The sequence below is a fragment of the Massilia sp. IC2-477 genome (assembly GCF_020707265.1).
GTDB lineage: Bacteria > Pseudomonadota > Gammaproteobacteria > Burkholderiales > Burkholderiaceae_D > Telluria.
The window spans coordinates 70,396-82,422 of record NZ_JAJFEQ010000011.1 but is presented as its reverse complement, the minus strand read 5'-3'; the positions used below and the strand labels follow the sequence as shown (position 1 = coordinate 82,422).

Annotated in this window: 12 protein-coding genes; 8 read left to right on the top strand and 4 right to left on the bottom strand. The window is 64.1% G+C overall.

What is annotated here, in order from left to right; all coding sequences use genetic code 11:
* The first annotated feature begins 203 nt into the window (after nt 1-203).
* Together LK542_RS20310 and bfr are read left to right on the top strand one after the other, a co-directional pair.
* On the top strand, nt 204-413 hold the full coding sequence (locus LK542_RS20310) for a bacterioferritin-associated ferredoxin (RefSeq protein WP_227802083.1): 210 nt from the start codon (nt 204-206) through the stop codon (nt 411-413).
* 243 nt (nt 414-656) lie between these two features.
* Nucleotides 657-1,127: a bacterioferritin gene (gene bfr / locus LK542_RS20305; RefSeq protein ID WP_027866505.1), complete on the top strand. Its 471-nt coding sequence runs from the start codon at nt 657-659 to the stop codon at nt 1,125-1,127.
* Nucleotides 1,128-1,276: 149 nt separating this feature from the next.
* On the opposite strand, the gene LK542_RS20300 is transcribed toward bfr, so the two are convergent.
* Nucleotides 1,277-2,218, bottom strand: coding sequence for a PfkB family carbohydrate kinase (locus tag LK542_RS20300; protein ID WP_227813363.1), 942 nt, complete (start codon nt 2,216-2,218; stop codon nt 1,277-1,279).
* A gap of 8 nt (nt 2,219-2,226) precedes the next feature.
* Entirely contained in the window at nt 2,227-2,841 is a 615-nt protein-coding gene (locus tag LK542_RS20295; RefSeq protein ID WP_227813362.1) for a glutathione S-transferase C-terminal domain-containing protein, read from the bottom strand.
* Between the two features lie 157 nt (nt 2,842-2,998).
* On the opposite strand from LK542_RS20295, the gene purB reads away from it, so the two are divergent.
* Nucleotides 2,999-4,390 carry an adenylosuccinate lyase gene (gene purB, locus LK542_RS20290; RefSeq protein WP_227813361.1) on the top strand — a complete coding sequence of 464 codons (1,392 nt, stop codon included), beginning with the start codon at nt 2,999-3,001 and terminating at the stop codon, nt 4,388-4,390.
* Nucleotides 4,391-4,528: 138 nt separating this feature from the next.
* Here purB and LK542_RS20285 read toward each other — a convergent pair whose 3' ends face one another.
* Complete coding sequence (locus tag LK542_RS20285; protein WP_227813360.1) at nt 4,529-6,490, bottom strand: TonB-dependent siderophore receptor; 1,962 nt, start codon at nt 6,488-6,490, stop codon at nt 4,529-4,531.
* A 204-nt stretch (nt 6,491-6,694) separates the two neighbouring features.
* Between LK542_RS20285 and LK542_RS20280 the strand changes: the two genes are divergently transcribed.
* Genes LK542_RS20280 through LK542_RS20270 form a run of 3 tightly spaced genes read left to right on the top strand, consistent with a single transcriptional unit; the run spans nt 6,695 to nt 8,401 of the window.
* Nucleotides 6,695-7,231 (top strand): cytochrome b, encoded by a 537-nt coding sequence (locus LK542_RS20280; protein ID WP_227813359.1) that lies wholly within the window; start codon nt 6,695-6,697, stop codon nt 7,229-7,231.
* Nucleotides 7,232-7,239: 8 nt separating this feature from the next.
* Nucleotides 7,240-7,788: a YceI family protein gene (locus LK542_RS20275; protein ID WP_227813358.1), complete on the top strand. Its 549-nt coding sequence runs from the start codon at nt 7,240-7,242 to the stop codon at nt 7,786-7,788.
* A gap of 37 nt (nt 7,789-7,825) precedes the next feature.
* The gene (locus tag LK542_RS20270; protein ID WP_227803454.1) at nt 7,826-8,401 is read left to right on the top strand and encodes a YceI family protein; all 576 of its coding nucleotides are present in this window, start codon (nt 7,826-7,828) and stop codon (nt 8,399-8,401) included.
* A gap of 93 nt (nt 8,402-8,494) precedes the next feature.
* On the opposite strand, the gene LK542_RS20265 is transcribed toward LK542_RS20270, so the two are convergent.
* Nucleotides 8,495-10,000 (bottom strand): glycine zipper domain-containing protein, encoded by a 1,506-nt coding sequence (locus LK542_RS20265; protein ID WP_227803455.1) that lies wholly within the window; start codon nt 9,998-10,000, stop codon nt 8,495-8,497.
* A gap of 285 nt (nt 10,001-10,285) precedes the next feature.
* Between LK542_RS20265 and LK542_RS20260 the strand changes: the two genes are divergently transcribed.
* Both LK542_RS20260 and cls read left to right on the top strand, forming a co-directional pair.
* Entirely contained in the window at nt 10,286-10,555 is a 270-nt protein-coding gene (locus LK542_RS20260; protein WP_036212790.1) for a GlsB/YeaQ/YmgE family stress response membrane protein, read from the top strand.
* Nucleotides 10,556-10,625: 70 nt separating this feature from the next.
* A complete protein-coding gene (cls, locus tag LK542_RS20255; RefSeq protein ID WP_227803456.1) occupies nt 10,626-11,903 on the top strand; it encodes a cardiolipin synthase in 1,278 nt (425 codons plus the stop codon).
* The last annotated feature ends 124 nt before the right edge of the window (nt 11,904-12,027 follow it).

The following is a 12,027-nucleotide window of genomic DNA, read 5'->3' as shown; positions in this document are numbered from 1 at the left end:
AGTAGGTGTAGCGCTGATGAGACAGATACTTAGCATCATAAACCTAAATGCGAATTATTTCTATTTGCGCTTTGATCACAGCGCGAAGAAAGCGCACACAAATGCGAAATTCCTGTTGCAAAGGCGGTCGAGTTTACGGAGAATAGCAACACGAATGAGATTGATTCTCATTTAAATGCCAAGTTATCAAGGAACCCGAAGCGATGATCGTTTGTGTCTGCAACAACATCTCCGACCGTGAAATCCGCCAGGCGGTCGACCTCGGCATCACCTCGGTGGCCGAACTGCATAAGGAACTCGGCGTCGGCACCATGTGCGGCAAGTGCGTCAGCTATGCACGTGAAGTCCTCCACGAACACATCGAGAGCAAGACCGTCATCACCGAAGTGCGCCGCGTCCCGCAGGCGGCCTGAAGTCTTGCCGAACATCTCTGCTGCCCCGCAATGCGGGGCTTTTTTTTGCCCTTCTACCCGGCCTGGGCGGAGAACTGAGAAGCGTTTTCAGAACGGATTGAGAACGCTTGTCATTTCGGCCGATTTTTGCGAATTTCCGCGCATTTCGCGGGCTTTTTTCGGTGTTTTACGCGCTTTTGGACCGAATTTCGACGGCTTGTTTGTTATCATGGAGCCCATTCGAAAACATCAAGGGCATCCCACATGAAAGGCGACCAGAACGTTCTTCGTCTGCTCAACGCGCAGCTGACCAACGAACTCACCGCGATCAACCAGTACTTCCTGCATGCACGCATGTACCGTCACTGGGGCTTCGGCAAGCTGGCCAAGAAAGAGTACGACGAATCGATCGGCGAGATGAAGCACGCCGACAAGCTGATCGACCGCATCCTGATGCTCGACGGCCTGCCCAACCTGCAGGCGCTGCACAAGCTGCTCATCGGTGAATCGACGCAAGAGATGCTGGAATGCGACCTCAAGCTCGAGCGCGCGGCCCAGGTGACGGTCAAGGAAGGCATCGCGGCGGCGGAAGCGGCAGCGGACTACGTGACGCGCGACCTGTTCCTGATGATCCTCGAGGATACCGAGGAACATATCGAGTGGCTGGAGACGCAGCTGGACCTGATCGTGAAGGTCGGTATCCAGAATTACCTGCAGAGCCAGATCAGCGAGTAACTCTGCGCTGCGTAATTTAACTTGGATCCCGGCCTGCGCCGGGATGACGGTTTGAAGGCTAACTAAACAAAATAGGGCCAACTCAATATGAACCGTCGTTCCGGCGAAGGCCGGAACCCAATTTTGTGTGCGGACACCTGGCCCTTAGCTCACCGCCACTTCTTCATCCACTGATCATAAAACCCCAGATCCCGCGGCACCGCCCCCGGAATCGCGCAGATCGCGCCCGCGAACTCGTTGGCGCGGGCCAGTGACACATCCAGCGGCCAGCCCCGCATTCTGCCCAGCAGGAAAATCGCCGAGAAGGCATCACCCGCCCCCACCGTGTCGATCACGAAGGGCGGCGCTGGGTTGTCGCGGTGCATGAGGATTTCACCATCCGCGCCGAAGTACACCGAGCCGCGGTGTCCCAGCGTGACGATCAGGGCATCCAGGGAGAACATTTGCAGCAGCGCCTGGCAAGAAGCGTGCACTTCTTCCGCCGCCAGCGCCGGGGCGTCCGGCTTGATCTGGAAATACCAGCCGAACATGGCCTGCAGTTCTTCTTCGTTGACCTTGGCGATATTCGCCGCCTGCAGCGAGCGCGTGACGATGCGTTCGTCGACCTGGCCGTCGCGCAGGTTCAGGTCGAGGTAGCGCAGCGCCGAAGTCGCTTCCAGCAGTGCCGTCAGGGTGGCGCGCGAGCGCTCCTTGCGCTGGGCCAGGGTGCCGAAGTAGAGGATGCCCGGCTGCGCTGCTTCCAGGGCACTGAGCGCCGCTTCGCGCTCGATGAAATCGTAGGCCTGGTTCGGCAGGATCGTGAAGCGGTGGCCGCGCGCGGCACGTTCGACCAGCACGCGGCCGGTCTCTTCGATGGCGTCGAGCTGCAGGCCGGCCTCGCGCATGGCGAAGCGCTCGAATTCGGCGCGCACCGCCTGGCCCGGCTTGTCGTTGCCGATGCGGGTGATCATCAGCTGCGGCGCCATGAAGGCCGCCAGGTGACGCGCCACGTTGAAGGGAGCGCCGCCCACCACCTGCTCGGTGGTGAAGTCGTCGACCAGGGCTTCGCCAAAAATGGCGGCGGTGCCCATGGCGCCGGCAGGCTGGCTCACTGGCGTGCTCAAGCGGTGAAGGGCACGGTGTCGCGGAACGACGGACGCTCGGCCAGCTTGTCGGCCAGGCGCGCCAGGTTCGGATAGTCGCCGCGCCAGTCGATGTAGGGGAAGCGGAAGGACAGCCAGCCGAGGGTGCAGCCGACCGCGACATCGGCCAGCGTGTAGTGGATGCCCATGCAGTAGGCCGAGTCGCCCAGCCTGGACGACATTTCGCGCAGGCCCGCATGCACCTTGCCTATCTGGCGCTCGATCCACTTGGCGCTCTGCTGTTCTGGCGCGCGATCGCGGCGCTCGATGAAGACCAGGATGGCGGCATCGAGCACGCCGTCGGCCAGCGCTTCCCAGACCTTGACTTCAGTACGGTCGCGGCCGTTCGGCGGCAGCAGCTTGCACACGGGGGAAATGGTATCGAGGTATTCGGCGATCACGCGCGAATCGTACAGCGTGCTGCCGTCTTCCATCACGAGGCAGGGGATCTTGCCCAGCGGGTTGACCTGCTGGATCGTGGTCTCCGGCACCCAGACGTTCTCTTGCTCGAAGCTGAAATCGAGCTTCTTGTCCGCCATGACGACGCGGACTTTGCGCACATAGGGACTGGTGACTGAACCGATGAGTTTCATACATGCCCGAAGTAGAAGATTGGGTGCCAGTATAGCATCGCCGTTTCGTCGCTTGTCTGCGCCAGACGAGCCTCCCTGACGCGCTGTGCGGCCGTGCGCACAAGGCTGCGTGCGGCTCCCGGTGGTAAAATCCGCGTTTTTGCACGGACCGCCCGCCATGACCTCTACCGTTCCCTCATCTGCCCCATCGGCTACCCTGTCGGCCCTGTCCCCGCTGGATGGCCGCTACGCGTCGAAGACCGACAAGCTGCGCCCGATCCTGTCGGAAGCGGGCTTCATGCACCACCGCGTGAAAGTCGAAATCGCCTGGCTGCAGGCGCTGTCGCAGGCGGGATTCCCGGAGATCAAGCCGTTCTCCAGCGAAGCGAACGCTCACCTCGAACGCATGGCGGCAAACTTCGGCGAGGCGCAAGCGGCGCGCATCAAGGAGATCGAGGCGGTCACCAACCATGACGTCAAGGCGGTGGAGTACTGGCTCAAGGAACAGGTGAAGGACGTGCCGGAGCTGGTGGCGGCGAGCGAGTTCATCCACTTCGGCTGCACCTCGGAAGACATCAACAACACCTCGCACGGCATGATGCTGAAAGCCGCCCGTGATGGCGTGCTGCTGCCGGCCCTGCAAGGCATCATCGCCAAGCTGACCGAGATCGCGCACACCAATGCCGATCTGCCGATGCTGTCGCGCACCCACGGCCAGACCGCCAGCCCGACCACCCTCGGCAAGGAATTCGCCAACGTGGTCGCGCGCCTGCAACGCGCGGTCAAGCGCATCGCCGAGGTCGAGATCCTCGGCAAGATGAATGGCGCGGTCGGCAACTACAATGCGCACCTGTCGGCCTATCCGGGCTTCGACTGGCCGGCCTTCTCGAAAGAAGTGATCGAGAATCGCCTGGGCCTGGTCTTCAACCCCTACACCATCCAGATCGAGCCGCACGACTACATGGCCGAGATGTTCGACGCCATCGCGCGCGCCAACACCATCCTGCTCGACCTGAACCGCGACATCTGGACCTATGTCTCGCTGGGCTACTTCAAGCAGAAGCTGCGGGCCGGCGAGATCGGTTCGTCGACCATGCCGCACAAGGTCAACCCGATCGACTTCGAGAATTCGGAAGGCAACCTGGGCCTGGCCAACGCGGTGCTGCGCCACATGGCCGAGAAGCTGCCGGTCTCGCGCATGCAGCGCGACCTGACCGATTCGACCGTGCTGCGCAACATCGGCGTCGGCTTCGGCTACGCGCTGCTGGCCTATGACAGCTGCCTGCGCGGCCTGAACAAGCTGGAAGTGAACGCGGCCCGCCTGGAAGCGGACCTGGACGCGAGCTGGGAAGTGCTGGCCGAGCCGGTGCAGACCGTGATGCGCCGCTACGGCATCGAGAACCCGTACGAGCAGCTCAAGGAACTCACCCGCGGCAAGGGCATCACCCGCGAAGCGCTGCAGGAGTTCATCGGCAAGCTGGCGATTCCGCAGGACGCCAAGGACCTGCTGCTGCAAATGACGCCGGCGAACTACACCGGCCTGGCGGCACAGCTCGCGGCTGCGATCTAAGCTGTAGGGTGGGCGGCTTGTGATCTGGTCCACTGGACCAGATCACCCCACGCGGTGATAGTTTGCAGCAAGATCATCCGGTACGGGAACAGAGCCGGTAACAATCACCGCGTGGGCGGGAAACCCGCCCACCCTACTTTAATACTCCCACACCACCTTCACGCCCAGGCGCCGCTCGATCTCGGCCCGCGCCAGGATCGATCCGTATTCCCCATGCCCGCCGGTGAGGTTCTCGCCGGTCACCGACAGTTCCAGCCCGGGGCGCACGCGCCAGCCGAAGCGCGCGTCCAGCGCCGTGTAGGCCGGCACGTCCGGGAAGGACTTGCCCGCCACCTTGCGCAGCGTGAGCTCGACATCGCGCCGGTCGTCGATGCCGTAGACGGAGCGCAGCTGGAAGGTATGCGCCGGGTCGCGCCGGGCGACCAGCGTGGCGTTGACGTCGGTGCTGCCCGGCTTGAGGCGCAGCTTCTGGTGCAGCGCGGTCCAGCCCGCCGACAGGCGCCAGCGTTCGGCCGCCTGCCAGCTGCCCCAGGCTTCGATGCCGCTCGAGCGTCCTTCCATCAGGCTGTCGAAAGTGATGAAGCCGGACGGGTTGGTCTCGGTCGTGCGCAAGTAGTCGTAATCGTGGTGGAACAGGGTCATCGAATACGAGAGCGGCGCCACCGGGTTGCCGCGGTAGCCCAGTTCGAACACCTGCGCCACCTCGCCGCGCACGCGCGCGCCGCCGCGCAGCAGGAAGGGCGGGCGTCCCGGCAGGTAGGCGTCGACGTCGAGCCGCGAGGGCGCGCGCACGGTGCGCGAAGCCGCCGCCCACAGCGCATGCTGGGGCGACAGGCGCCAGGACAGGCGCGCGCTCGGCAGCCATTCGACGCCCGTGTATTCGTTGTACTCCACGCGGCTGCCCAGGGTCAGGAACAGGTCCTGGCGCAGCGCGATCTCGTCCTGGGCGAACACGCTGGCCCACTGCTGGGTGGTGCGCGCGGGCAGGAAGGCGACGGTCGGGCTGTTGTCGACGCGGTCGCGGCTGTGGCGGTAGTTGGCGCCCCACACCACGCGGTGCGCACCGCTTGGTGCCAGGGTGTGCTGGAACTGCAGGTCGGTGGTGTAGAGGCGCTCGCCGAACAGCGGTTCGGCGCGCCGCAGCGTGTGGTCGAAATAGGCCTGGGCCATCAGGCTGGCGCCACCGTCCAGCGCATGCTCCCAGCGCGCGGTCAGGTTGAGGCCATCCGAGCGCACCTGGCCGAGCGTCGGGCGCACGCCAGGGGCGGCGATCTCGCCCGGGAAGGGCTGGTCGAAGCGGCCGCGGTAGGCGTTGCCGATCAGGCTCACGCGATCCGGTCCGCGCTCCCAGTCGGCCCTGGCGCCGACCAGGGTGCGCCGATAGGCATCGTTGACAGGGGCGCCGCTGGCCAGTTCGCTGTCCTCGCGCCGGGTGGTCTTGCCGAAGGCGCGCCAGGCGACGCCGTTCGCAGTCGTGCCGCCCTGGCGGAAGCTGCCGGTCACGCCGTCGGTGGCGGCCTGCAGGACCGCCATGCTGCCCTGAGTCTCGCGTGCGGAGCGTGTCGTGATGTTGATGACGCCGTTGACCGCGTTCAGTCCCCACATCACGCCGCCCGGGCCGCTGATGACCTCGATACGCTCGACGTCCTCCAGCAGCACTTCCTGGGCATCCCAGAACACGCCGGAAAACAGCGGCGTGTAGACCGAGCGTCCGTCAATCAGCACCAAGAGCTTGTTCGAGTAGCTGTTGCCGCTCTGGTTCAGGCCGCGCGCGCTGATCGAGTAGCTGTAGCCGCTGATGCGCGCCACGTGCAGGTTGGGCGCCAGGCGCAGCACTTCCGGCAGGGTCGCGGCGCCGGAGCGGCGGATGTCCTCGGACGTGATCACGAACACGGCGGCGGCGGCGTCCTGCAGGCGCTCGGGGCGCTTGGACACCGACATGACAGGGATATTGGCCAGTTCTTCGATCGACAGGTCGGCCAGGTTCTCGGGCCGGGCATCCATGTTCTCGGCCACGGCCGGCAGCGCCAGCAGCAGGGCAAGGCTGGCCGCAAGCCGTTTGAGCGGCAGGGAACGGGAAGCTGCGATGCGTACGTTCATATTTTTCTTTCTGGCACTAAACGATATCGCCAGTAATCTCTGCTAAACGGTTTTTTTGGCGATTTTACATTCTCGCCGCTGTGGCTGTGCAGGTTTTGCAATCCGTGCTAGTGTACCCAGCGAAAAATTGCGCTCGGCAGCAGGGGCCCGTAAAGACTGGTATAGTTAGTTCTAACGCGTACAACTTTCCAAAAAATAATCTTTATGCACCGTTACACCATTCCGGCCATTGTCCTGCACTGGTTGATCGCACTGCTGATCATCGCGACCTTCACGCTCGGGCTGGTGATGACGGACATCCCCGGCATCACGCCGACCAAACTGAAGTACTTCAACTGGCACAAGTGGGCCGGGGTCACCGTGCTGCTGCTGGCCACGCTGCGCCTGTTATGGCGCCTGCTGCGTCACCCGCCCGCCTATGCCGACGAGATGCCGGCCTGGCAACGCGGCGCGGCCCACGGCCTGCACTGGCTGCTCTACATCCTGATGTTCGCGGTGCCCCTGTCCGGCTATTTCTACAGCCTGGCGACCGGCTATCCGGTCGTGTGGTTCGGCGTGATCGAACTGCCGGTGCTGATGGGACCGGACCCGGCCCTGAAGCCGGTGCTGAAGGATGTCCATTACTGGCTCAACATGCTGCTGGCCGGCCTCGTCGGCCTGCACGTGGCGGCCGCGCTCAAGCACGTATTCGTCGACCGCGACGGCGTGATGGCGCGCATGCTGCCTTTTTCCACCCGCTAGGAGTTCGAATGAAACCACTGAAAGGCCTGTTGCTGGCCTCCCTGTTCGCCAGCGCCATCGCCGGCGCCGCGCCCCTGAAAACCGACCCGGCCAAGAGCAGCGTCTCGGCCACCTTCAAGCAGATGGGCGTGCCGGTCGAGGCCAAGTTCAAGGGCTTCACGGCGCAGATCGACTACGACGCCGCCAAGCCGGCCGCTTCGAAAGCGACGGTCGAGATCCAGACCGCCAGCCTCGACCTGGGCGACGCCGAGTACAACAAGGAAGTGGCCAAGAAGGAGTGGTTCAACGTCGCGCAGTATCCGAAGGCGACGTTTGTCTCCACCGCCATCGCCCCCGCCGGCGCCGGCAAGTTCAACGTCAAGGGCAAGCTGACGATCAAGGGCAGGAGCGCCGACGTGAGCTTCCCGCTCACCCAGAAGCTCGACAGCGGCAAACAGGTATTCGAAGGCCAGCTGCCGATCAAGCGACTGGCCTTCAACATCGGCGAAGGCGAGTGGAAGGACACCAGCATGGTCGCCGATGAAGTCATCATCAAGTTCCACATCACCGCCCAGTAATTCACCAGCAGCTCTTACCTAAGCAAGGGAAAGTCCTATGAAAATCAAGCACCTGATCGCGGCCCTGGCCGCTTCGAGCACCCTTGGCGCCGGCATCGCCTTCGCCGCCGACACCTACAAGATCGAGCCGAACCACACCTACCCGAGCTTCGAGGCCGACCACATGGGCATCTCGGTCTGGCGCGGCAAGTTCAACAAGACTGACGGCACCGTGACCCTCGATCGCGCCAAGAAAACCGGCACCCTCGACATCACCGTCTACATCGACAGCATCGACTTCGGCCACGACAAGATGAACGAGCACGCCAAGAAGCCGGACATCTTCGACGCCGCCCAATTCCCGACCGCGACCTTCAAGTCGAAGTCGATCACCTTCACCGGCGATGTGCCGACCTCGGCCCAGGGCGAACTGACCCTGCACGGCGTGACCAAGCCGCTGACCCTGACCATCAACAAGTTCAAGTGCATCGACCACCCGATGCTCAAGCGCGAAGTGTGCGGCGCCGACGTGACCGGCACCTTCCAGCGCAGCGACTTCGGCATCAACTTCGGCCTGCCGAAGTTCTCGCCGGAAGTGAAGCTGGCGATCCAGGTGGAAGCGGTCAAGCAGTAATCGCCTCCCCCATAGAAAAAGCCTCGGCGCCGTCATGGCCCCGAGGCTTTTTTTCATCCGGCTGCCGCCCACGCGGGGCGGCAAACCTGCGGATTAACGACCGTCGCGGTCGGCGTCACCCGGAATGGCGCGCTCGACCTTGTGCCATGCGGCGCGCGAGGCGTGCTTGGCCTGGTCCCAGCTCAGGCGCGAGGCGCCCTTGGTGCGTTCCCATTCGCTCGACAGCTCGTTCTCGTGCATGTCGTAGCTGCCCGGATAGCGGCCTGCCGAGTTGTAGCCCAGCGCATAGGCCGGTGCGTAGTCGTCGTAGGTGTAGCCCGGGGTGTAGTACGGCTGGGTCTGGTACTGACCGCGCCAGTGCGCATCTTCTTCCTGCGGGTTGACCATCTTGGCCACGCCCTTGCCGGCCATGCCGCCCACGGCTGCGCCGATGCCGGCGCCAACCACCGCGCCGACCGGGCCGCCCACGGCGCCGCCGATCACCGAACCGCCCACGGCCGCACCAGCGCCGGCGCCGGCGCCGGTTGCCAGGTGGTGGTCACGCAGTTCGTCGCCCGGTTTCGGGTTGATGACTTCGCCGGTGCCCTGGCCTGCCGCGCCGCCTGCCAGGCCGCCGATCACGGCGCCCGCTGCGGTGCCGATCGGGCCGGCCACCGAGCCTGCCGCCGCGCCGAGGGCGGCGCCGCCGCCGGCGCCGACGCCTTGTGCCAGGTTATGGTCGTTCAGGTCGTCGTTTGCCTTCGGGTTCACGACTTCGCCGGCACCGCGGCCGGCTGCGCCGCCTGCCAGGCCGCCGACCACTGCACCGGCAGCCATGCCGATCGGGCCCGCCGCCGCGCCAGCCATCGCGCCGACTGCCGCGCCGCTGCCGGCGCCCACGCCCTTGGCCAGGTAGTGTTCCGACAGGTCGTCGCCCGCTTTCGGGTTCACGACTTCGCCCACGCCCTTGCCGGCCATGCCGCCGGTGACCGCGCCGATGGCGGCGCCGGCCACGGTGCCGATCGGGCCGGCTGCCGAGCCGATGGCCGCGCCGGCGACTGCGCCGCCTGCTGCGCCGATGCCGGTGCCGATGATGTGGGTGCCGCCGCTGTCGGTCCACGATTGTTCGATGTGGCGTGCGTCTTCGTCCGAACGGGCGTGCACGCCCATCACGATGCCGCCGCTCTTGATGCCTTCTTCATAGTGCTTGGCGCGCTCTTCCGGGATGCCTGCGCCGATCAGTGCGCCGATCAGGCCGCCAGTGATGCCGCCGGCGCCGGCGCCGGCCAGGGCTGCTGCCAGCGGGCCGGCGACGACCACGCCCAGGCCAGGCAGCACGAGGGTGGTGCCGACGGCGGCGATGCCTGCCAGGACGGCGCCGATGGTGCCGCCGATACCTGCGCCGATGCCGGCGCCTTCGGCGGCCTTGCTGCCCAGTTCAGTGTCAGTGTCGTGGAAGTGGGTCTTGCGGGTGCTGTCCGACATCATCAGGTTGACGTCGTCCTTGCCATAGCCGCGGGTCGAGATCGAGCTGTAGGCGCGTTCAGCGCTGGCACGGTCAGGGAACAGGCCGGTAACCATGCGGGAATTCTGGTTGTTATTCGAATCGTAGTTGCTCATGGCGAATCCTTTCAGAAGGTTCAGGTACTGGTGACTGCAATCGGAATTCAGTGTTGCAAGTGTTGAAACCTTATGCTCGCCCCCTCACCTCTTCTGTTCGTTGACGCACCATACCCGGTTCTTTTCGCTCATCCGTTCGGCGCGCCAGAACAGGCTTGCAGATTCGCCGTCTAACGTTCGTTGCCGCACCGACCTGAAGGGGACTGGTCTCTAGACTTTTCTCCATGGCCACGGCAATTCAATCGGCCTGGGGGTATGTTTTCTTACACTTGAAGGAGGTACACCATGTTATTCATCATTTGGATCGTTGTCGGTGGCATTCTGGGCTGGCTGGCCAGCATGGTCATGAAAACCGACGCAGAGCAAGGCATGATTCTCAACGTCGTGGTTGGTATCGTCGGCGCCTTCCTGGGCGGCTGGCTCCTGTCGCCGCTGTTCGGCACCGGCACCATCAATTCGGACGACTTCAGCGTTTCGTCGCTGCTGGTTTCGTTCCTGGGCGCTGTCATCCTGCTGGCTATCGTGAACCTGCTGCGTCGCGGCCGTGTTCGCTAATCAGCGATTGTGTAGCCCTTTCTAAAAACCAACGCTTCATGCGTTGGTTTTTTTACGCCCGCGTTTTCCCATGCGCCCAAAACTGTTCTGGACCATCCTCGTGACCGCCGCCCTGACCCTGGTTGGCGGCATTCTCGCGCTCAATTTCATGCCCGGCGAGAAGCAGATCGAAACCCGCCTGGTGCGCCAGTACGAGACCAATGACCCGCAATTCCGCCGCTCGCTCGGCGTGCTGCTCGGCCCGCCCATCCTGGAGGGCAACAAGGTCGAGGTGCTGCTCAACGGCGACCAGATCTTTCCCGCCATGCTGGACGCGATCCGTTCTGCGAAGAAGACGATCACTTTCGAGACCTATATCTACTGGTCGGAATCGATCGGCAAGGAATTCGCGGACGCCCTGATGGAGCGCGCCCGCGCCGGCGTCAAGGTGCACGTGATGCTCGACTTCATGGGCAGCATGAAGATGGACCTGGCGCAGATCGATGAAATGAAAAAAGCCGGCGTGCTGGTGCAGCGCTACCACAAGCCGGTGTGGTGGAAACTGGCGCGTCTGAACAACCGCACCCACCGCAAACTGCTCGTGATCGACGGCAAGGTCGGCTTCACCGGCGGGGTCGGCATCGCCGACCAGTGGCGCGGCAATGCCCAGGATGAGAACCACTGGCGCGATACCCATTTCCGCATCGAGGGTCCGGTCGTGGGCCAGGTCCAGGCCGTGTTCAACGACAACTGGCTGAAGGCCACCGGCACCGTGCTCGACGGCCCCGACTACTTCCCGGCCCTGCAGCCCGTGGGCGACATGCCGGCCCAGATGTTCTCCAGCTCGCCCACCGGTGGCAGCGAATCGATGCACCTGATGTACCTGATGGCGATCACTTCGGCGCGCAAGACCATCGACCTGTCCGCCGCCTACTTCGTGCCGGACGAGCTGACCATCCACACGCTGATCGAAGCGGCGAAACGGGGCGTGCGCGTGCGCATCCTAATGCCGGGCAAGATCATCGACTCCGACCTGGTCAAGGCCGCCTCGCGCGAGCGCTGGGGCGAACTGCTGGCGGCCGGCGTCAAGCTGGCCGAATACCAGCCGACCATGTACCACGTGAAGGCGCTGATCGTGGACGAGCTGCTGGTGTCGGTGGGCTCGACCAACTTCGACAACCGCTCGTTCAGCATCAACGACGAAGCCAACCTGAACGTCCTGCACCGGGAATTCGCGCGCCAGCAGACCGCCATCTTCGAGGACGACTGGAAGCGCGCGAACACGGTGACGAAGGCGGAATTCCGCGAGCGGCCCTGGTGGCAGCGCGTGACCACGGGCGCGGCGTCCCTGATCGGGGCTCAGCTGTAAAGCACGACTGCAGGTTTAAGTTCCCATAGGAAATCATTCGGTTTGTCAGCACGAAATATCGGTTGACGATATGCATGCGGATTACGGATACTCTTGCGTGCTCCGCGGAGCCCACGTTCCCTTC